The sequence below is a fragment of the Pseudomonas sp. 3B-A001-10F genome (assembly GCF_056313565.1).
Window position 1 is genome coordinate 21,212 of sequence record NZ_JBQYFW010000038.1, and the last position, 21,370, is coordinate 42,581.

Consider the following 21,370-nt stretch of genomic DNA (forward strand, 5'->3'; position numbering starts at 1 on the left):
TTGTCTTTGGTCGTGCTAGTTTAATGTCAATTTTTCGTATACGTGGGCAAAACGCCTGTCAGAACATAGAGTTGGCGCCACGTTTTAAAGCGGTTTGCACAATGTAAACCCCTTATTTTTCAGCATTTTTTATAGAGGCACGGGATTACATGGAAATCGGTCTGCGCGAGTGGCTGATCGTCATCGGCATCATTGTGATAGCCGGTATTCTTTTCGATGGCTGGCGCCGTATGCGCGGCGGCAAGGGAAAACTGAAATTCCGTCTTGACCGAAGTCTGTCCAACCTGCCGGACGAGGACACCAGCGCTGAGCTGTTGGGCCCGGCTCGCGTGCTGGACACTCACAAAGAGCCGCAACTGGACGAACACGACCTGCCGTCGGTGAGCATGCCGGCCCGCGAAGCACGCGAGCCTCGCGAATCCGGTTCGAAACGTGGCAAGCGTGGCAGCAACGGTCCGGCGCAGGGTGACCTGAACCTCGATCTGGATCTGGACGGCGGCCCGAGCTTCAGCAGCCGTGACAACGATTTCGTTGAAGACAGCAAGCCTGCGCCGGCGATGGCCGACAAGGATCAGCCGCAAGCTGAAGAAGTATTGGTCATCAGCGTGATCTGCCGTGATGCCGCTGGCTTCAAAGGCCCGGCGCTGTTGCAGAACATTCTCGAAAGCGGTCTGCGTTTCGGCGAGATGGATATTTTCCACCGTCACGAAAGCATGGCTGGCAACGGTGAAGTGCTGTTCTCCATGGCTAACGCGGTCAAGCCGGGCATCTTTGATCTGGACGACATCGACCATTTCAGCACCCCGGCGGTAAGCTTCTTCCTCGGCCTGCCAGGCCCGCGTCATCCGAAGCAAGCCTTCGACGTGATGGTGGCTGCAGCCCGCAAGCTGTCGCAGGAATTGAACGGCGAACTGAAAGATGACCAGCGCAGCGTCCTGACCGCGCAGACCATCGAGCACTACCGTCAGCGCATCGTCGAATTCGAACGTCGCGCCTTGACCCAGAAGCGTTGATTGAAAAGATTGCCTCGGCACAAGAGGCAGTCGGCAATATAGATTGAGCAGCCTCGGCTGCTCTTTTGCTTTTTGAGAGAACACCCATGACCGCCGCCAAAAACCGCATTCTTGAACTGCGCGCTGAACTCGATCAGCACAACTACCGTTACCACGTCCTCGACGAGCCGAGCATTCCGGACGCCGAGTACGACCGGTTGTTCCACGAGCTCAAAGCGCTGGAAGCGGCCAACCCGGAATTGATCACCAGCGACTCGCCGACCCAGCGCGTCGGCAGCGTGGCGCTGACCGCATTCACTCAGGTGCGTCACGAAGTGCCGATGCTCAGCCTCGGCAACGCCTTCGAAGAAACTGACATGCGCGAATTTGATCGCCGGGTGAGCGAAGGTCTGGACCTGCCGGCCGGCGATCTGTTCGGTGGCGGTGCGGCGGTGGAGTACAGCTGCGAGCCGAAACTTGATGGTCTGGCGGTCAGCCTGCTTTATCAGGACGGCGTGCTGGTACGCGGCGCCACGCGCGGCGACGGCACTACTGGCGAAGACATCAGCGTCAACGTGCGCACCGTGCGCAACATTCCCCTGAAACTGCATGGCGAAGGCTGGCCGGCGACCCTGGAAGTGCGCGGTGAAGTGTTCATGTCCAAGGCCGGTTTCGAGCGCCTCAACGCCTCGCAACTGGAAGTCGGCGGCAAGACTTTCGCCAACCCGCGCAACGCCGCCGCCGGCAGCTTGCGTCAGCTCGATTCGAAGATCACCGCCAACCGTCCGCTGGAGTTCTGCTGCTACGGCATCGGCCAGGTTTCCCACGATATTTCCGATACGCACATCGGCAACCTCAAACAGTTGCAGAAGTGGGGCATGCCGATCAGTCACGAACTGAAGCTGGCCAAGGGCATTGGCGAATGTCTCGATTACTACCGCGATATCGGCGAGCGGCGTAACTCGCTGACGTATGAAATCGACGGCGTGGTGTTCAAGGTCAACAGCATTGCCGATCAGCGTGAACTGGGCTTCCGTGCTCGTGAGCCGCGTTGGGCGATCGCGCACAAATTTCCGGCGATGGAAGAGCTCACCGAGTTGCTCGACGTGGAATTCCAGGTTGGCCGCACTGGCGCCGTGACGCCAGTGGCGCGTCTGAAACCGGTCAAGGTGGCGGGCGTCACTGTGGCCAACGCTACGCTGCACAACATGGATGAAGTCGCGCGTCTGGGCCTGATGATCGGCGACACCGTGATCATCCGCCGCGCCGGTGATGTGATTCCGCAGGTGGTGCAAGTGGTCATGGATCGCCGTCCCGAAAATGCGCGCGCGGTGCAGATTCCAGAGAACTGCCCGGTGTGCGGTTCGCACGTCGAGCGCACGCAACTGATCAAGCGCAGCAAAGGCAAGGAAACCGTCAGCGAAGGCGCGGTGTATCGCTGCGTGGGCCGACTGGCCTGTGGCGCGCAACTGAAGCAGGCGATCATTCATTTCGTCTCGCGTCGGGCGATGGATATCGAAGGCTTGGGCGACAAGAGCGTGGAGCAATTGGTCGACGAAGGTTTGGTCAGTTCACCGGCCGATCTGTATGCGCTGAAGTTCGACGACATCGTCGATCTGGAAGGCTTTGCCGAGGTGTCCAGCAACAAGCTGCTCGCGGCCATTGAAGACAGCAAGAAACCGGGGCTGGCGCGCTTCATCTATGCGCTGGGCATTCCCGATGTAGGCGAGGAGACCGCCAAAGTGCTGGCGCGCTCGCTGGGTTCGTTGGAGCGCGTGCAGCAGGCATTGCCGCAAGTGCTGACGTATCTGCCGGATGTGGGGCTGGAAGTGGCGCACGAGATTCACAGCTTCTTTGAAGATGCGCATAACCAGCAGGTGATCATCGAGTTGCTCGGCCATGGTTTGCAGATTCAGGATCAGGGTGAGTTGGGCGCCGAGTTCGCGGCCAGCACTACGTTGGGCGGCTTTCTCGACAAGCTGCACATTCCCTCGGTCGGCCCCGGTGGCGCGCAGAAGCTGGCGGACAAGTTCGGTTCGCTGGAAGCGGTGATGAATGCTGACTGGCTGGACATGCGTCAGGCCTTGCCGGAGAAACAGGCGAATTCGGTTCGCGAGTTTTTTGCGCTGCCTGAGAACCGGCAACTGGCTGAGGCATCCGAAAAGCAACTGCGTGATTTCGGCATGCACTGGCAGAGCGAGAAGAAGGTTGTTGAGGGCTTGCCGCTGTCCGGCGAGACCTGGGTGCTGACCGGCAAGGTTGAGCTGATGAGCCGTGATGTCGCCAAGGAGCACTTGGAAAGCCTTGGCGCCAAGGTTGCCGGTTCCGTGTCGGCGAAGACTCATTGTGTGGTCGCAGGCCCCGGCGCTGGTTCCAAACTGACCAAGGCCAATGAGCTGGGCGTGAAGGTGATGGACGAAGAAGCCTTCATCGCCTTCCTCAAAACTCACGGCGTCGCCGTTTAAGATTGATCGTTCCCACGCTCCCGCGTGGGAATGCCGCCCCGGACGCTCCGCGTCCGCTGTGACGCAGAGCGTCACTGGATGCATTCCCACGCAGAGCGTTGGAACGATCAGCAAAGCGCGGGAACGATGTTGTCACGGGAATGATCTAGTCTTGGCAAGCCCCAGGGAGAGATCGCCATGCACCGTTTTTTCGAGCAGCTCAGTTCCCGCATCATCGCGCCGTTCATGGGCGAATCCTCACGCAACAGCAAAGTCTGGCCGTGCCGCTGCGGCCAGTCGCTGTTCTTTCGCAACAGCCAGTGTCTGGCCTGTAATGCGTTACTCGGTTATCAAGCCGAAGAAAGTCGCCTGACCTCGCTGCAGCCGGGGCCGTATGAGGGCACCTGGACGCTCGATGCCGACCCCGAGGCCGGCCTGTTCCGCCGCTGCGCCAACCTCGACACAGCCGCCGCGTGCAACTGGCTGCTGCCGGCCAACGATCACGACAGCCTGTGCATCGCCTGCAGCCTCAACCGCACCATCCCCGACCTGTCCGCCCCGGACAACCCTGAGCGTTGGCGCAAAGTCGAAATCGCCAAGCGTCGCCTCGTTGCGCAACTGATCACCCTCGGCCTGCAAGTCATCCCGAAAACCGTGGATGAAGACACTGGGCTGGCCTTCGACTTCATCGGCGTCGACCTCGAAGGCAACGCGCCGATGACCGGCCACGCCAATGGCCTGATCACCCTCGACATCAAAGAAGCCGACGACGCCCACCGCGAGCAGGTGAGGGCGGCGATGCATGAACCCTACCGCACACTGCTCGGGCATTTTCGTCATGAGGTCGGGCATTACTACTGGGATCGGCTGATCGCCAACGGCCCCTGGCTCGATTCATTCCGCAGCCTGTTCGGTGACGAACGCGCCAGTTACGCCGAAGCGCTTGATCGTCACTATCAACAGGGCGCACCGCTGGACTGGCCGCGGTACTACGTCAGCGCCTACGCGACCATGCACCCGTGGGAAGACTGGGCGGAAACCTGGGCGCACTACCTGCATATGATGGACGCAGTGGACACGGCACTGGGTTTTGGCATGAGCGCGCGGGAAATGGATTTCGACTATCAACCGTTTCCGACCAGCACGCTGTACGACCCGGAGCATCCCGGCGGCGAGGCGTTCCTGTCATTCGTCAACGCGTGGATCGAACTGGCGGGCATGCTCAATGAGCTGTCACGGAGCATGGGCCAGCCGGATTTCTACCCGTTCGTGCTGCCGGCGCCAGCGATTGCCAAACTGCACTTCATTCATCTGGTGATCCAGCAGGCGGGCGGCAGGGCGGATGAAGTTCTGGCCCTGTAGGCGCTGCCGCAGGCTGCGATCTTTATGTCCTTGAACCCGTTCATATTTTTAATCTGCAACCAACGGTTGTAACTTCGTCTCAGATAGGTACAATGGCGCGGCTCGCCGACAGGCAAGCGTCGTTATGGTGACCCCATCGGTCCCCCCGCAACGATTACCCGTGAACCTGGTCAGAGCCGGAAGGCAGCAGCCACAGCGGGAACATTGTGTGCCGGGGTGTGGCTGGTGGGGTTACCACCTTAACGAACAATCGAACGCTTCAAACAGAACTGCATGGGTTTCGCCCACTGCGGTTTTTTTGTGTCTGCGATTTGCCAGGCCGACACAAATCCCTTTGTTGGTGAGACTCCTGAACAGGCTTGCATCTACAGAAGTTGAAAATGCGATCTCAGGCAATTCTTGCCCCTATTCGGAATTTTCCTAAAGGCCACCCGCCGATGTGTGCGGTATTCTCGCGGCGCTTCAAAACGCTTTCGCCTCCAATGACGGAGGTTTGATGCTCGACACAAGGACGACGAATGATTTCCTCAGCTCGATTGGGAGACAAGCATGTCTGCCCATTACCGGGGCATGGTACAACCCCAATCGCATCTGCTTCTTCTGATACCAATATCAACTTCATGGGATCTGCCCGTGTTGGTGACACTTGCGGATGCGGCGCGGTCATCACCACGGGTTTTCCCTCGATTCTGGTCAATGGTCGCCCCATGGCTCATTTAGGAAGCCCTACAAGTCATGGAGGAACGATCATTAGCGGATCAGGTGATGTTGGTGGTGGTTTTGTCATGGGGGGAGCTGGAGGGGCAACCATCATCAACTTCATGGCGCTTGGAGCGATTCGCCCCAATGGGACGGTTGACGAAGAGAAGATGGCCACGCTTCTCGCTGATCCGCAACTGAAAGAAAAGGCTGTTGCCGCCAACGCGCTCGTAGATCCTGGCACTCCGAAACCAGAACAGAATGTGGATAAAGTACAACCTGCCGCGTGTAACCATCCTGACCAAATGGAGCCTCTGGCTGACTACATTGCAGGTGAGATGAATCGAAATATCCTGAGTCCAGAAGTTTCATCGATGCAAAAGCTCTACCGCTATGATCCTGCTTCGCCAGACAGGAAGCCTTCACTGTTAAAGGGAGTGGGTGGGCCAGCTAGCCGGCTCCTTGGCAATTACATGGACATCGCTGCGGCGTGGGCAATCTGGGCCAATAAAGTCGGCCCGAGAATGGATTGGGATCATAAGCCTAAGCTTCGCAAGCTCTTTGTAGGTGTTTACCACAAGCAGGGGGCCTACGATTACTTCTACGATATCTGGTCGAACATCCATTATGGGTATGTCGGAGTCATAGCAGGCATGTCCGAGAGCGAGCTACTGGATGGAGCTGGCGTTGCGCAGCTGTTGTCCGACGCAGCCACCAAAGCTGGCGAGCTGAGCAAGCCTGAAGAGAGGAGAGTGCCCCGGCCCACACACTACGGCAAGCCCATGGTATGCGCCGCGATCGTGGGATGATGTTGCCGATAGGGTATCGATTCAAATCGGGATTAAGCTCGCCGAACAGTATCCCGCAGGCGGAGTGACCGCGAAGATGATCATGGATGAAGTTGTTGCCGTACCACCGGAGAGTTGGGGAGATGGAATCCGTGCCCACAACTGTCAGTAAGCGTCGGACATGGTTGATAAGAGTGCTGTGGATACCTGTTGTGTATTTCGCTATCACTCACTGGGACATCGCTTTGCCGACGGTGAACGTTCATTACTCTAAAGCAGGACAAAATGAGTTCCGGTATATCTGGAATGTGCAAGATCGTATTTACAAAGGCGGCATGCGTCCTGGTGGCGGGGCGATGGACAATGGTTTCTTCCTTCCAGACGACGAATTCTTCATGGAGTTTTCGTGGTGGAGTAAAGAAGGCGGACGTAATCATTGCATCAGCATCACGCCCAAATGGCCTAACACGGATATCTATCTTGACGCGGACGGCAACATTGATATGCGAAAAGATAGTGGCACCGACGTGGATCGGCTGAAGCAGTGCCAGTGGGATTTGGCCAAGCCCTAGCACGGCTCAATGCTTTTGGCACCAATGATGGCAACTGGCCTTGCATCAAACGAACCGATTCTAGAGAATCGGTTCGTTTGAAATCGTCAGGCAGCACCGGCAATCGGGCATGACGCGGTAACGGAAAACTCAACTATCAGAGGAAGAAAGGCGTGAAAAAACTGTTTAAATGGGTCGGCATTATCATAGGTGTACTTTTTGTTATCGGCTTCATCAGCAATGCGATGAAGTCTCCGGAGCAGAAACAAGCGGAAGCAGTGGCGCTCGCCGACGCGAAAAAAGTACATGCAGAAGCAGAGCTTGAAAAAGCAAAGCAGGAATTGGCTGCCACACCGGCTGTGACTGCACGTGATATCGCTGTTGCTTACAACGAGAACACCGTGGCTGCCGATCAGAAGTTTAAAGATAAAAAATTCAAGGTGTCGGGTACTGTCACAGACATCAATACTGACTTCATGGGTAATCCATACCTCACATTGCGTGGTGGTGTGAATCAGTTCATGGAGCCGCAGTTTTCTTTCGAAAAGAGTGATGCCAATTCATTGGCTTCGCTGAAGAAGGGAGCGAAAGTCACACTATTGTGTGTAGGCAAGGGTGATGTAGCGAAGATCCCGATGTCTGGTTCTTGCGCTCTGCTTTAATTGCCAGTTGGTTTGAACAAGGGACTCATGCATGAGTCCCTTTTTTCATTTAGTGGGTTAGGAACCTGGTTCCGAGCTGCCGGTATACAGTCGGATAATTTCATCAATCTCCCCCGACATCTTCATCCGCAGCAACGTGCGCAAAATGCGCTGCACCGGCACCTTCGGATCATTCCTCACGTAACAACCGACCTTCTGCTCCTGTAAAACCGCCACCCCCTGCAACTGTTGCTCAGGGAGCAGGCGCTGGTTAAACCAGTCCAGCGTCCACTGATTGCTCACTGCATAGCGATAACGCCCGGCCAGCAGTTTCTCCAGCACCTGCTCCTGATTGCGCGCATCTTCACGTTGCAGCCGATCCGCATCAAACAGCGGTTGCAGGGTAGGGTAGGTGTAGCCCAGAACGGTGCCGATGGATTGGCGGGGTAAATGCGCGGGGACGACACTGGCCGGTTGATCCTTGCGGCTGATCAGCAGATCGCGCTGGAAGAACAACGGCAGACTCCAGATGTAGTCCCCCGACTGATTCGGCAACCACGACTGTGCGGCATAGCAGCGCACGTCGATCTCGCCGTGTTCCATCGCGCTCTGCACGCGGGCGCGGGGCAGGACGTGAAACTCGGCCGGTACACCGACCTGCGTGGCCAGGCTGAGCATCAGGTCGTAGAGAATGCCTTGGGTCGGTCGGCCGCGTTCGAGTTGCACCATCGGCATTGCCCAGCTGTCGGGCATGGCGAAGCGCAACGGGTTTTCCGCTGCCGTCACGTTCAGGCTGATTCCCAGCAACGCCCCTAAGGCCCACCGCATAAACGCTCCGGTAATTCCCGATCCCGAGCCGATAAAAGCCTCTGCTCATGCAGCTTAGCCATATTAGACGAGGACACCGGATGCAATTTTGCCCTTGCTCCGCTAGCATTAGCCGCTTCTGCTTCCTTCGCTGCGACGGTTTTCGATGAGTTATCAGGTTCTTGCACGTAAATGGCGTCCGCGCTCGTTCCGCGAAATGGTCGGCCAGACCCATGTGCTCAAAGCTCTGATCAATGCCTTGGACAGCCAGCGGCTGCACCACGCGTACCTGTTCACCGGTACGCGCGGGGTGGGTAAAACCACGATTGCGCGGATCATTGCCAAATGCCTGAACTGTGAGACAGGTATCACTTCCAGCCCGTGCGGCGAGTGTTCGGTGTGCCGTGAAATCGATGAGGGGCGCTTCGTCGACCTGATCGAGATCGACGCCGCGAGCCGCACCAAGGTCGAAGACACCCGCGAACTGCTCGACAACGTGCAGTACGCGCCAAGCCGTGGGCGCTTCAAGGTCTACCTGATCGACGAAGTGCACATGCTCTCCAGCCATTCCTTCAATGCGCTGCTGAAAACCCTCGAAGAGCCGCCGCCGTACGTTAAGTTCATCCTGGCGACCACTGATCCGCAGAAACTTCCGGCAACGATTTTGTCGCGCTGCCTGCAGTTCTCGCTGAAGAACATGACGCCGGAGCGTGTGGTCGAGCATTTGACCCACGTTCTCACTGCCGAAAACGTGCCGTTTGAAGACGATGCCCTGTGGTTGCTCGGTCGCGCCGCTGACGGTTCGATGCGTGACGCCATGAGCCTCACCGATCAGGCGATTGCTTTCGGTGAAGGCAAGGTTCTCGCTACCGACGTGCGAGCGATGCTCGGCACGCTGGATCACGGTCAGGTCTATGACGTCCTGCATTCGTTGATCGAAGGCGACGCCAAAGCGTTGCTCGAAGCCGTGCGTCACCTGGCCGAACAAGGCCCGGACTGGAATGGCGTGCTCTCGGAAATTCTTAATGTGCTGCACCGCGTGGCCATCGCTCAGGCGTTGCCGGAAGGCGTCGACAATGGCCATGGCGACCGCGATCGCGTGTTGGCACTGGCGCAGGCCTTGCCGGCCGAAGACGTGCAGTTCTATTACCAGATGGGCCTGATCGGCCGCCGCGATTTACCGCTGGCGCCGGACCCGCGTGGTGGCTTCGAAATGGTCCTGCTGCGGATGCTGGCCTTCCGGCCGGCAGATACCGCAGACGCACCGAGGCAACCGCTAAAGCCAGTGGGGATCAGCCAGGCCACAGTTGATTCCGCAAACTCCGTGGCTGCCGCGCCTAAACCAGCGCCGGTAGTCGCTGCTGCTGTTGCGCCGGCTCCAGTGCCGGATCCAGCTCCAGCGCCGGCACCTGTTGCGATCCCGGCACCGACTCCCGAGCCTGCGCCGGTTGCGCCCGTTGCTGCGGCAGAACCTGAACCCGCGCCGGTCGTCGCCGAAGCCGTCGTCGACCTGCCGTGGAATGACCCGGTAGAGCCCGAGGCTGAACCCGAGCCTGCGCAGCAACCCGCCGTCGAACCAGTGCTGGAAACCACCGCCGAGCAACCCGAGTTGCCGCCGATGCCGCTGCCGACCCCGGACAGCGTCGTTCCGGAGGCGCCTGAGTGGGCCGCCGCGCCGATTCCCGAACCGTCGGTCGCTGACGTCGATGCCGCCACCCCGGGCATGGACCTGGACGACGAGCCGCCGCTGGATGAGGATTACATCGAGCCGGACATCGATTCGGCCTACAGCTACCTCGACGAACTGGCCAGTGAGCACGCCGCCGAGCCTGCCCCGGAGCCCGAGCCAGAACCGGCTGCGGCACCGGCCACAGGTCTGGCGTTGCAGTGGCTGGAACTGTTCCCGAAACTGCCGATCTCCGGCATGACCGGCAGCATCGCCGCCAACTGCACATTGATCGCCGTCGATGGCGACCATTGGCTGATGCACCTCGACCCGGCGCACAGCGCACTGTTCAACGCCACGCAGCAGCGTCGTCTCAACGATGCGCTGAACCAGTTCCACGGTCGCACATTGAGCCTGACCATCGAGCTGATCAAGCCCGAGCAGGAAACCCCGGCCCAGGCCGCGTCCCGTCGGCGCGCCAACCGTCAGCGCGAGGCGGAGGAGTCAATCCATGGCGATCCGTTCATCCAGCAGATGGTTCAGCAGTTCGGCGCGGTGGTGCGACACGATACTATTGAACCTGTCGATGCCTTGGTCGCCCAAGGCTAATAACTGAAGGTGCCCGGCCTCGCTGGCCGGGCGCTGTTTTGATCCAAGTACTTTTGAGGTGATTCCCATGATGAAAGGTGGCATGGCCGGCCTGATGAAGCAGGCACAGCAGATGCAGGAAAAAATGGCCAAGATGCAGGAAGAACTGGCCAACGCCGAAGTCACCGGTAAGGCCGGCGGCGATATGGTCACCGTGGTGATGACCGGTCGCCACGACGTCAAAAGCGTGAGCATCGACCCAAGCCTGGTTGAAGGCATGAGCGAAGATGACAAAGAAATGCTGGAAGCGGTCATCGCCTCCGCCGTCAACGACGCAGTGCGCAAGATCGAAAAGAACAGCCAGGACAAAATGGGCAACATGACCGCTGGCATGAACCTGCCAGCCGGTATGAAACTGCCATTCTGATTCGCCAACCGGCGGCAGATGAGCTACACAAAATGCCAGGCATTGCGCCTGGCATTTTTGTTTCTGGCCGATCGTTCCCACGCTCTGCGTGGGAATGCAGCCCGGGACGCTCCGTGTTCCAAGTCCAGAGCCGAACGCGGAGCGTCCGTTGCGGCATTCCCACGCGGAGCATGGGAACGATCAATCCCGGCCAACTGAATAAACATCGAACGTGCAAAAGCCTCAACGGTCTGCTCCCTATACCCGCTGAATTAACCCTTCACAGGAGACGCTGACATGTCCGACTCTCTCACGCTCAACCAACGCTTCGTCCTCGCCTCGCGTCCGGTTGGCGCGCCGACCCCGGAAAACTTCCGCCTCGAACGCGAAGCCTTGCCGGATCTGCAGGACGGTCAGGTATTGTTGAAAACCCTGTACCTGTCCCTCGATCCCTACATGCGCGGGCGCATGAGCGACGCACCGTCCTACGCCGCGCCGGTACAAATCGGTGAAGTGATGACCGGCGGCGCGGTCAGCCGTGTCGAGGATTCACGTCATCCGAAATTCCATAAAGGCGATCTGGTGGTCGGCGCGACCGGTTGGCAGAGCCACAGCATCAGCGATGGCCGTGACATCATGCCGATCCCGGCCGGGTTGCCGAGCCCGTCGATGGCGCTGGGTGTGTTGGGCATGCCCGGCATGACCGCGTACATGGGCTTGATGGACATCGGTCAGCCTAAAGAAGGCGATACGCTAGTCGTCGCTGCGGCTTCCGGCGCGGTGGGCTCGGTGGTCGGCCAGGTGGCAAAGATCAAAGGCATGCGCTCGGTCGGCGTGGCCGGCGGTGCTGATAAGTGCAAGTACGTGGTCGAAGAGTTGGGTTTCGATGCCTGCATCGATCACAAGGCGCCCGATTTTGCCGAGCAATTGGCCAAGGCCTGCCCCGATGGCATCGACATCTATTACGAGAACGTCGGTGGTCATGTGTTCGATGCCGTGGTGCCGTTGCTCAACCCCAAGGCGCGCATTCCGCTGTGCGGCCTGATCGCCGGATACAACGCCTCCGAAACGCCAAAAGGCCCGGATCGCCTGCCGATGCTGCAACGCACGCTGCTGACCAAGCGCGTGCGCATTCAGGGCTTCATCGTGTTCGACGACTACGGTGATCGTCAGCCGGAGTTCATCAGCCACATGGTGCCGTGGGTACGCGATGGCAAGGTGAAATTCCGCGAGGACGTGGTCGAAGGCCTCGAGCAGGCGCCCGAGGCGTTTATCGGTCTGCTCGAGGGGCGCAACTTCGGCAAACTGGTAGTGAAGGTCGCCCAGGACTGAGTATTTGACGCTGGCCAGAGGCGCGGGTATAAACCGCGTCTCGTTGTTTTGTCGGACTTTTTACCCATGAGCTTCAGCCCTTTGATTCGCCAACTGATCGACGCCTTGCGCACTTTGCCGGGCGTGGGGCAGAAAACCGCCCAGCGCATGGCGTTGCAGATGCTCGAGCGTGACCGCAGCGGCGGCTTGCGCCTGGCCCAGGCCCTCAGCCAGGCCATGGAAGGGGTCGGTCACTGCCGTCAGTGCCGCACGCTGACCGAAGACGATCTGTGCCCGCAATGCGCCGATACCCGCCGTGACGACACGTTGCTGTGCGTGGTGGAAGGGCCGATGGATGTGTATGCGGTCGAGCAGACCGGTTTCCGTGGCCGCTACTTTGTGCTCAAGGGGCATTTGTCGCCGCTCGATGGCCTGGGGCCTGAGGCGATCGGCATTCCGCAGTTGATGACGCGGATCGAAGAGGCGGGCACGTTTACCGAAGTCATCCTCGCGACCAACCCGACCGTGGAAGGTGAAGCGACGGCGCATTACATTGCTCAACTGTTGAGCAACAAAGGCCTGATCGCCTCTCGCATTGCCCACGGCGTGCCGTTGGGTGGTGAACTTGAGCTGGTCGATGGCGGCACGCTGGCGCATTCGTTTGCCGGGCGTAAACCCATCTCTCTCTGATAAAAATCAAAAGATCGCAGCCTTCGGCAGCTCCTACATGGAAACGCGTATTTCCAATGTAGGAGCTGCCGAAGGCTGCGATCTTTTGATCTTCTGCATCTTGTAAACCAAGCAAGCGCTCGGTTAAGTTCGGCGAACCCTTCCGTGGAGCTCGCCCATGCCTGCCTTTCAGGAATACTTCGACCCCAGCCACCAATTGGTCCGCGACAGCGTCAGACGTTTCGTAGAACGCGAGATCCTGCCGGACATCGATCAGTGGGAAGAAGCCGAAAGTTTCCCCCGCGAGCTGTACCGGAAGGCTGGCGCGGCAGGCATCCTCGGCATCGGTTATCCGGAAACGCTTGGAGGCAGCCATGCAGGCGATCTGTTCGCCAAGGTCGCCGCCAGTGAGGAGTTGATGCGCTGCGGCTCTGGCGGCCTGGTAGCGGGGCTGGGGTCGCTGGATATCGGCCTGCCACCGATCGTCAAATGGGCGCGCCCCGAAGTGCGAGATCGCGTTGTACCGCAAGTGCTCAGCGGCGAAAGGATCAGCGCGCTGGCCGTCACCGAACCCGGCGGTGGCTCCGACGTCGCCAACCTGCAAACCCGCGCGGTGCGTGACGGCGATGTCTATCGCGTCAGCGGCAGTAAAACCTTTATCACCAGTGGCGTGCGCGCCGATTTCTACACCGTCGCGGTACGCACCGGTGCGCCGGGGTTTGGCGGCATCAGTCTGCTGCTGATCGAGAAGGGTACGCCGGGCTTCACCGTTGGCCGTCAGTTGAAAAAAATGGGTTGGTGGGCGTCGGACACGGCTGAGTTGTTCTTCGACGATTGCCGCGTGCCTGCAGAAAACCTGATCGGCGCCGAGAACATGGGCTTCGCCTGCATCATGGGCAACTTCCAGAGCGAACGGCTGGCGTTGGCGCTGATGGCCAACATGACCTCACAGCTTGCGCTGGAGCAAAGCCTGAAGTGGGCGCGCGAGCGCGAGGCGTTTGGCAAGCCGATCGGCAAATTTCAGGTGATCAAGCATCGCCTCGCCGAAATGGCGACTGCGCTGGAAGTCTCACGCGAATTTACTTACCGGCAAGCGGCGAAGATGGCGGCGGGGCAGAGTGTGATCAAGGAAATCTCCATGGCGAAGAACTTTGCCACGGACACCTCGGACCGGATCACCACCGAGGCAGTGCAGATTCTTGGTGGGCTGGGTTATATGCGCGAAAGTCTGGTGGAGCGGCTGTATCGGGATAACCGCATTCTGTCGATTGGCGGCGGGACGCGGGAAGTGATGAACGAGATCATTAGCAAGCAGATGGGGCTTTAGGTTTCGGCGTGAGGCTGCCGGACCCTTCGCGAGCAAGCTCGCTCCCACAGTTGGAATGCGTTCCCTTGTGGGAGCGAGCTTGCTCGCGAAAGCGTCCGGGAGGGCGCTACTTATTTATCAGTCAGGGCAAACTGCGTCAGGCAGAAGCTAGGAATGCCCATGTCCTCAAGACGCTGCGAACCACCCAGCTCCGGCAAATCAATAATCGCCGCCGCCTCATGCACCCGCGCGCCCATGCGGCGAATCAGGTTGGCTGCTGCGATCAACGTCCCGCCCGTGGCAATCAAATCATCGAACATCACCACCGAATCGCCTTCACACAGGCTGTCGGCGTGCACTTCCAGGAACGCTTCGCCGTACTCGGTTGCGTAACCTTCGGCCAGTACGTCCGCCGGCAGTTTGCCTTGCTTGCGGAACAGCACCAGCGGCTTGTTCAACTGATAGGCCAACACCGAGCCGATCAGGAAGCCACGGGCATCCATCGCGCCGATGTGGGTGAAATCAGCTTCGACGTAGCGGTGGGCGAAACTGTCCATCACCAGGCGCAGAGCCGTCGGCGACTGAAACAGCGGGGTGATGTCGCGAAAGATCACGCCCGGTTTCGGGAAGTCGATCACAGGGCGGATAAGCGATTTGATGTCGAAGGAGTCGAAGACCATCGTCGAGGTGTCCTGGCAAGGCTGCAAACGGCGCAGTATACCCGCGGCTGAAACGCTTCGCTCAACCGCGGATCGAGATCAGCCTTCGATCGAGCCACCGGCCAGCGCGCAGAGCTGGATCGGGTCGAGGATGTGAATCTCTTTGCCCTCGGCGGCGATCAGTTCGTTCTGCTGAAAACGGGTGAAGACCCGGGACACGGTTTCCACCGCCAGACCGAGGTAGTTACCGATTTCATTGCGCGACATGCTCAGGCGGAACTGGTTGGCCGAAAATCCGCGAGCGCGGAAGCGGGCCGAGAGGTTGACCAGGAAGGTAGCGATGCGCTCGTCGGCGGTTTTTTTCGACAGCAGCAACATCATTTGCTGGTCGTCGCGGATTTCCCGGCTCATGACGCGCATCAACTGGCGGCGTAGCTGCGGCAGTTGCAGGGCCAGTTCGTCGAGACGTTCAAAAGGGATTTCGCAGACCGAAGTGGTTTCCAGTGCTTGGGCGGAGACCGGGTGTTTCTCGGTGTCCATGCCGGACAGGCCGACCAGTTCGCTCGGCAGGTGGAAACCCGTCAACTGCTCTTCGCCGCTGTCGCTGAGGCTGAAGGTCTTCAGGGCGCCGGAGCGTACTGCATAAACGGAATCGAACGTGTCGCCCTGGCGGAACAGGAACTCGCCCTTTTTCAGCGGGCGGCCGCGTTTAACGATTTCGTCCAGCGCATCCATGTCTTCCAGATTCAGAGAAAGTGGCAGGCAGAGAGGGGCCAGGCTGCAATCCTTGCAATGGGCCTGGTTGTGAGCGCGCAGTTTAACTGGCTCGGACATTTCTTGGATCCTTGTGGGAAAACACACATAAGCCGTAAGGGTAACTCACGGGAGGACATTCAGGCCAGTCTGGGGCGACTTTGCCCTACAGCCATAAAGCCACAGGGCCAGCAGCCGATAAACAGGTATCAAAGTGCATACAAGGAACGATTCGATGGCCGCCATTGGTACGCTGGGCCCCGCTAGCAGCGACGTTGCGGCAACGCCGGAAGCGTTTAAAGTTGCGTCCGGCAATGCACACAACCCAGGTTCGTCCGATGAGGCAACCCCGACCTTGGTCGAGGGCGTCAAAGTGTCGCTGTCCGGTGCATCGATTGCAAAATCCGCCAGTGCCGGTGGCGAAAACAGCGACATCGAGAACAGTGGCCTGCCCGAGAACATCCAGCAATTGCTGAAGATGATCCGCAAACTGCAAAAACAGATTGCCGAGAAAAAGGCACTCATCGAAGCGGTCATGGCCGACAAGCGCCTTTCCAACGAAGAAAAAATCATCAAGGCTGCCGCGCTGCGAGGCGCTATCGCCGCGTTGAATACCGGCCTGATCACGGCCAATCTGGCTTTGTCCAAAGTGGTCGGGCAGTCCGGGTTGACCGCGGATCAGAACCTGAGCGTCGGTTCGTTGTTGACGAAAAACTAAATCACCCGCGAAAAACGCTGGCGGTTCTGCTGTTCCAGGTAGGCATCGAACACCATGCACACCGAGCGCACCAGCAGACGACCCGCCGGCAACACGGCGATCCGCTCGCGATCCAGCGCGATCAGGCCATCACTGGCCATGCCTTGCAACTGCGGCCACAGCGCGCCGAAATAGCCCTGAAAATCGATGTTGAACTGCTGCTCGATCGCGGCGAATTCCAGGCTGAAATTGCAGATCAGTTGCTGAATCACCGCTCGGCGCAAGCGATCATCGGCGTTACACACCAGGCCCCGGCTGGTCGCGAGTTGTGCGGCGGCGAGGGTGTTCTGGTACTCGTTGAGATCGCTGCTGTTCTGGCAATACAGGTCGCCGATCTGGCTGATAGCCGAAACGCCCAACCCGATCAGGTCGCAATGGCCGTGAGTGGTGTAACCCTGGAAGTTGCGTTGCAGGGTTTCTTCTTCCTGAGCAATCGCCAACTCGTCATCGGGCAGGGCGAAGTGATCCATGCCGATGTAGCGATAGCCGGCGGCGGTGAGCTGTTCGATGGTGTGTTCGAGCATTTCCAGTTTCTGCGCGGGCGCCGGTAACTCATTGCCATTGATCCGTCGCTGCGGCATGAAACGCTCGGGCAGGTGCGCATAGTTGAACACCGAGAGCCGGTCCGGTTGCAGGCTGATGACTTCTTCAACGGTGTGGGCGAAATTTTCCGGGGTCTGTTTGGGCAAGCCGTAGATCAAGTCGATATTGATCGAGCGGAACTGCAGGGTACGCGCGGCATCGATCACCGCGCGGGTTTCTTCCAGACTTTGCAGGCGATTGACCGCGCGCTGCACCGCCGGATCAAGGTCTTGCAGGCCGATGCTGACCCGGTTGAAACCCAGTTCGCGCAGCAGGCCCATGGTCGACCAGTCGGCTTCGCGCGGGTCGATCTCGATGCCGTAATCGCCGGAGTCGTCCTCCAGCAGATTGAAATGCTTGCGCAGGTGCGCCATCAACTGGCGCAGCTCGTCGTGGCTGAGAAAGGTCGGCGTGCCGCCACCGAAGTGCAGTTGTTCGACCTTCTGCGCCGGGTCGAGGTGGCAGGCGATCAACTGGATTTCCTGCTCCAGCCGCTGCAGGTAGGGCAGGGCGCGACCACGATCCTTGGTGATGACTTTGTTGCAGGCGCAGTAGTAGCAAATGTTCGCGCAGAACGGCACATGCACATACAACGACAACGGGCGCAGGGCCTTGCGGCTGTCGCGCAGGGCATGAAACAGGTCGAAGGTGCCGACCTGACTGTGAAATTGCACGGCCGTCGGATACGAGGTGTAGCGCGGCCCCGCCAGGTCGTAGCGGTGGATCAGATCAGAGTCCCAACGAATGGCGTCGAGCATGCGGGCATTCCCCCGGATAGGCTGGCAGTGTGAGCGAGTCTATCGGGGGGCGGTGGTGGCGCTGTTGATTTGCATCAACGGGGAGAGGTGTGGTGTTAGTGCGGGCCTCTTCGCGAGCAGGCTGCGCCGCCGATCTAATGGCCCATCAACCAATGCTGATGCGGCCCCGGCAATGTCCAGATGCCAAACAGAATTACCAGCAATCCACCCGCCATGCGCACGCTGCGTTTGCGCAAAATGGCAGTCACGCGTTCTGCCGCGAGGCCCGTGGCGAGTAGCACCGGCCAGGTGCCGAGGCCAAACGCGAGCATCAACAACGCACTGTCCAGCGCATTGCCCTGACTCGCCGACCACAGCAACGTGCTGTAAACCAGCCCGCACGGCAGCCAGCCCCACAATGCGCCAAGCAGCAATGCGCGGGGCAGACTCGATACTGGCAACAAGCGATTGGCCACCGGCTGAATGTAGTGCCACAGCCCGCGCCCCAAACTTTCAATGCGCGTCAGCCCGCTCCACCATCCGGCCAGATACAAACCCATGGCGATCAGTAGCAATCCAGCCAGCACGCGCATGAACAGCGCGGCCGGACTGTTGGCGACAGCCCATCCGGCCAGACCGATCAACAAACCAGCCGTGGCATAACTGAGAATCCGCCCAAGGTTATACGCCAGCAACAAGCGGAAACGCCGGCTGCGCTGTTCCTTGGGAATCGCCAGGGTCAGCGCGCCCATCAAACCGCCGCACATGCCCAGGCAATGACCGCCACCGAGCAGGCCGAGGATCAATGCCGATACCAGCAAGGGCGCCAGTTCAAGCATGAGGTGGGGCCTTGTCGTCCGGTTTGTCGGGGTTGGCTTCGTCCACGGCGGCGGTGTGGTTCGGATCCTGATCATCGAACAGGATGCTGTGCGCCGGTCCGTCGAGGTCGTCGTACTGACCGCTGTCCACCGCCCAGAAAAAGATGTAAACGGCGATGGCCACGATCAGCAGGGCGGCCGGGATCATCACGTAGAGAGCTGGCATCTGTACTCCAGGTGCCCGCGCGGCTCAGGCCGGCAGCGGGCGGGTGTGCGATCGGGTGCTGGCGGGCGGCGGACTCGGCAGACGAGTCAGGCGCAGGGCATTGAGCACCACGGTCAATGAACTGATCGACATACCAACGGCGGCCCACACCGGCGTGATCCAGCCGAGGGCGGCGAACGGCAACATGAGGCCATTGTACAGCGCCGCCCACAGCAGGTTCTCGATGATTACCCGACGGGTCCGCCGCGCGAGCGTGAAGGCTTGGACCAAGGCGTCGAGGCGGTTGGACAGCAACACCGCATCGGCACTGGTTTTCGCCAGATCGGTGGCCGACCCCATGGCCACACTGATGTCGGCCGCAGCGAGTACCGGCACGTCATTGACGCCATCGCCGAGCATCAGCACTTTGCGACCTTCCCGGTGCAGCTGTTGCAGGACTTGCAGTTTGTCGTCCGGGCGCAAACCGCCACGAGCTTCATCAATGCCCAATTCCGCCGCTACACTGGCGACCATTGGCGAGCTGTCGCCGGACAACAGCAGCGTACGCCAGCCACGTGCCTTGCACGCGACGAGCAGCGCGGGGGCGTCGTCACGCAAGCGGTCGTCGAGAACGAACCACGCCAGTGGCCCTTGAGTGTCGCCGAGCAGCAACCATTGGCCGGCCTCGTTCGGCATGCCGGGCACGTTCGCACCGCTGAGGGCGCAGACAAATTCTGCCTGGCCGATGCGCAAACGCTGTCCGCCCACCAAGCCTTCGAGGCCAAGCCCCGGTGTGCTGTGGACTTCTTCCGCGGCCAGCGGCGCACGGCCGAAGGCGCGGGCAATCGGGTGTTCCGAACGGTTTTCCAGTGCGGCGGCAAGGCTCAGGCATTCATCGCTGTCGCGCGCGCCGAGCGGGCGAATCGAGCGCAGCACCAGTCGGCCTTCGGTGAGGGTGCCGGTCTTGTCGAAGATCACCGTGTCGATTTGATTCAAGCCTTCCAGCACGTGACCACGGGTCAGCAGCAAACCGAGTTTGTGCAATGTCCCGGTGGCTGCGGTGAGCGCGGTCGGTGTCGCCAGCGACAGCGCGCACGGGCAGGTCGCAACGAGCATGGCGAGGACAATCCAGAATGCGCGCGATGAATCCAGCTCCCACCAGAGCAGGCCGATGGCCGCGGCGGCAATCAGTGATAACAGCAAAAACCATTGCGCGGCGCGGTCGGCGATTTCCGCCAGTCGCGGTTTTTCCGCCTGGGCGCGGTCGAGCAGACGGACGATGGCCGACAGGCGCGTGTCTTGGCCCAGCGCCTGAACTTCCACGGTCAACGCGCCTTCGACATTGAGCGTGCCGGCAGTGACCGTGTCGCCGAGGGTACGCGGTTGCGGCAGGTATTCGCCGGTGAGCAGCGATTCGTCGATGCTCGATTGGCCGTCGATGATCTTGCCGTCCGCCGGCAGAATCGAGCCGGCCTGCACCAGAATCCGCTCGCCGAGGCGCAGTTCGCTGAGCAGGATGCGTTCGCTCTGGCCGGCTGCATCAAGGCGCAGGCAGGAGGCAGGCAACAGATTGACCAATTGCGCGGTGGCGGCAGCGGTGCGTTCGCGGGCACGGCGTTCGAGATAGCGGCCGGCGAGCAGGAACAGTGCAAACATCCCCACCGCGTCGAAATACAACTCGCCGACCCCGGTGATCGAGGTCCAGATCCCGGCAATGTAGGCACTGCCGATCGCCAGCGACACCGAGACATCCATGGTCAGGTGGCGTGTGCGCAGATCGCGCATCGCGCCTTTGAAGAACGGCGCGCAGCTGTAGAACACGATCGGTGTGGTCAGGAACAGCGCGACCCAGCGCAGGATCGTGTGCAGCTCGGGGCTGAGGTCGATGTTGAATTCCGGCCAGGTGGCCATGGTCGCCATCATCGCCTGGAACCACAGCAGCCCGGCGACGCCGAGCTGACGCAGGGCCAGGCGGTTTTCGCTGGCCAGTTGTTCGCTGGCGCGATCGGCCTGATACGGGTGGGCGGCGTAGCCGATGTGGCGCAGTTCGGCGAGTACTTGGCTCAGCGGTAATTGCGCGTCGGCCCAGCGCACATGCAGGCGATGGTTGGACAGGTTCAGCCGCGCTTCGGCCACGGCGGGCAGCGTGCGCAGGTGTTTTTCGATCAGCCAGCCGCAGGCGGCACAACTGATGCCTTCCATCAACAGGGTGGTTTCAGCCAGTTCGCCTTCATGGCGGACGAAGGGTTGCTGCACATCGGCGCGGTCGTACAGGGCCAGCTCATCGACCAATTGCACCGGCAATGCTTCGGGGTTGGCCGAGGCTTCGCTGCGGTGTTGGTAATAGCTTTCCAGGCCGCCGGCGACGATGGCTTCGGCCACGGCCTGACAGCCCGGGCAGCAGAATTCGCGGGATTGCCCGAGTACGACGGCAGTGAAGCGGCTGCCGGACGGGACCGGCAGGGCGCAGTGATAGCAGGGGAGTGGGGTGGTCATGGCATCGTTGAGGGGTTAAGCCCTTGCATTGGGGTTGTCCGCTTGCCCTCACCCCAGCCCTCTCCCGGAGGGAGAGGGAGCCGATCGGTGTGAGCCGGAAAAACTGGTTCAGTCGGCTGGATCTTTACTGTCA

The 21,370-nt window shown here is 60.1% G+C and carries 18 protein-coding genes, 1 other RNA gene and 1 pseudogene; 13 read left to right on the forward strand and 7 right to left on the reverse strand.

All coding sequences use genetic code 11. The annotated features are described in order from the left end of the window. Positions 1–149: 149 nt before the first annotated feature. The 7 genes and pseudogenes from zipA (at position 150) to AC0ZWN_RS25130 (ending at position 7,498) form a co-directional block, all read left to right on the forward strand. Positions 150–1,013, forward strand: a complete 864-nt coding sequence (gene zipA / locus AC0ZWN_RS25100) for a cell division protein ZipA (RefSeq protein WP_034152851.1) — start codon at positions 150–152, stop codon at positions 1,011–1,013. Positions 1,014–1,099: 86 nt separating this feature from the next. Next, positions 1,100–3,457, forward strand: a complete 2,358-nt coding sequence (gene ligA / locus AC0ZWN_RS25105) for an NAD-dependent DNA ligase LigA (RefSeq protein WP_476337019.1) — start codon at positions 1,100–1,102, stop codon at positions 3,455–3,457. Positions 3,458–3,634: 177 nt separating this feature from the next. Beyond that, positions 3,635–4,798 carry a zinc-binding metallopeptidase family protein gene (locus tag AC0ZWN_RS25110; RefSeq protein WP_476337021.1) on the forward strand — a complete coding sequence of 388 codons (1,164 nt, stop codon included), beginning with the start codon at positions 3,635–3,637 and terminating at the stop codon, positions 4,796–4,798. Between the two features lie 134 nt (positions 4,799–4,932). After that, positions 4,933–5,029: signal recognition particle sRNA small type (ffs, locus tag AC0ZWN_RS25115), an RNA gene on the forward strand. Between the two features lie 287 nt (positions 5,030–5,316). Continuing rightward, positions 5,317–6,457: pseudogene (locus AC0ZWN_RS25120) on the forward strand (polymorphic toxin type 44 domain-containing protein). Positions 6,458–6,497: 40 nt separating this feature from the next. Next, entirely contained in the window at positions 6,498–6,857 is a 360-nt protein-coding gene (locus tag AC0ZWN_RS25125) for a hypothetical protein (protein WP_476337023.1), read from the forward strand. 152 nt (positions 6,858–7,009) lie between these two features. Next, positions 7,010–7,498 (forward strand): OB-fold protein, encoded by a 489-nt coding sequence (locus AC0ZWN_RS25130; RefSeq protein ID WP_476337024.1) that lies wholly within the window; start codon positions 7,010–7,012, stop codon positions 7,496–7,498. 57 nt (positions 7,499–7,555) lie between these two features. Here AC0ZWN_RS25130 and AC0ZWN_RS25135 read toward each other — a convergent pair whose 3' ends face one another. Next, the gene (locus AC0ZWN_RS25135) at positions 7,556–8,305 is read right to left on the reverse strand and encodes a substrate-binding periplasmic protein (protein WP_476337026.1); all 750 of its coding nucleotides are present in this window, start codon (positions 8,303–8,305) and stop codon (positions 7,556–7,558) included. 145 nt (positions 8,306–8,450) lie between these two features. Between AC0ZWN_RS25135 and dnaX the strand changes: the two genes are divergently transcribed. The 5 genes from dnaX (at position 8,451) to AC0ZWN_RS25160 (ending at position 14,251) form a co-directional block, all read left to right on the forward strand. Further along, positions 8,451–10,559, forward strand: coding sequence for a DNA polymerase III subunit gamma/tau (gene dnaX, locus AC0ZWN_RS25140; protein ID WP_476337028.1), 2,109 nt, complete (start codon positions 8,451–8,453; stop codon positions 10,557–10,559). A gap of 67 nt (positions 10,560–10,626) precedes the next feature. Next, positions 10,627–10,965, forward strand: a complete 339-nt coding sequence (locus tag AC0ZWN_RS25145; protein ID WP_016984747.1) for a YbaB/EbfC family nucleoid-associated protein — start codon at positions 10,627–10,629, stop codon at positions 10,963–10,965. Between the two features lie 276 nt (positions 10,966–11,241). Further along, on the forward strand, positions 11,242–12,276 hold the full coding sequence (locus AC0ZWN_RS25150) for an NADP-dependent oxidoreductase (RefSeq protein ID WP_476337029.1): 1,035 nt from the start codon (positions 11,242–11,244) through the stop codon (positions 12,274–12,276). A 66-nt stretch (positions 12,277–12,342) separates the two neighbouring features. After that, positions 12,343–12,945, forward strand: a complete 603-nt coding sequence (recR, locus tag AC0ZWN_RS25155) for a recombination mediator RecR (protein ID WP_007918335.1) — start codon at positions 12,343–12,345, stop codon at positions 12,943–12,945. Between the two features lie 157 nt (positions 12,946–13,102). Then, on the forward strand, positions 13,103–14,251 hold the full coding sequence (locus AC0ZWN_RS25160) for an acyl-CoA dehydrogenase family protein (protein ID WP_476337032.1): 1,149 nt from the start codon (positions 13,103–13,105) through the stop codon (positions 14,249–14,251). 110 nt (positions 14,252–14,361) lie between these two features. Here the strand turns inward: AC0ZWN_RS25160 and AC0ZWN_RS25165 are convergent, their stop codons facing one another. Continuing rightward, positions 14,362–14,910: an adenine phosphoribosyltransferase gene (locus AC0ZWN_RS25165; protein WP_034152844.1), complete on the reverse strand. Its 549-nt coding sequence runs from the start codon at positions 14,908–14,910 to the stop codon at positions 14,362–14,364. A gap of 78 nt (positions 14,911–14,988) precedes the next feature. Continuing rightward, on the reverse strand, positions 14,989–15,723 hold the full coding sequence (fnr, locus tag AC0ZWN_RS25170; protein ID WP_007918332.1) for a fumarate/nitrate reduction transcriptional regulator Fnr: 735 nt from the start codon (positions 15,721–15,723) through the stop codon (positions 14,989–14,991). A gap of 154 nt (positions 15,724–15,877) precedes the next feature. Here fnr and AC0ZWN_RS25175 point away from each other — a divergent pair, with 154 nt between their 5' ends. Continuing rightward, positions 15,878–16,360 carry a hypothetical protein gene (locus tag AC0ZWN_RS25175; protein ID WP_320414100.1) on the forward strand — a complete coding sequence of 161 codons (483 nt, stop codon included), beginning with the start codon at positions 15,878–15,880 and terminating at the stop codon, positions 16,358–16,360. Here AC0ZWN_RS25175 and hemN read toward each other — a convergent pair. The 4 genes from hemN to AC0ZWN_RS25195 all read right to left on the reverse strand — a co-directional run bounded on the left by hemN (position 16,357) and on the right by AC0ZWN_RS25195 (position 21,237). Then, positions 16,357–17,739, reverse strand: coding sequence for an oxygen-independent coproporphyrinogen III oxidase (gene hemN / locus AC0ZWN_RS25180; RefSeq protein WP_476337033.1), 1,383 nt, complete (start codon positions 17,737–17,739; stop codon positions 16,357–16,359). The genes AC0ZWN_RS25175 and hemN overlap by 4 nt on opposite strands. 134 nt (positions 17,740–17,873) lie before the next feature. Continuing rightward, a complete protein-coding gene (locus AC0ZWN_RS25185; RefSeq protein ID WP_476337035.1) occupies positions 17,874–18,557 on the reverse strand; it encodes a sulfite exporter TauE/SafE family protein in 684 nt (227 codons plus the stop codon). After that, positions 18,550–18,762 carry a cbb3-type cytochrome oxidase assembly protein CcoS gene (ccoS, locus tag AC0ZWN_RS25190; protein WP_093431851.1) on the reverse strand — a complete coding sequence of 71 codons (213 nt, stop codon included), beginning with the start codon at positions 18,760–18,762 and terminating at the stop codon, positions 18,550–18,552. Before ccoS ends, AC0ZWN_RS25185 begins: the two co-directional genes overlap by 8 nt. A gap of 24 nt (positions 18,763–18,786) precedes the next feature. Further along, positions 18,787–21,237: a heavy metal translocating P-type ATPase gene (locus AC0ZWN_RS25195; protein ID WP_476337036.1), complete on the reverse strand. Its 2,451-nt coding sequence runs from the start codon at positions 21,235–21,237 to the stop codon at positions 18,787–18,789. Between the last annotated feature and the right edge of the window lie 133 nt (positions 21,238–21,370).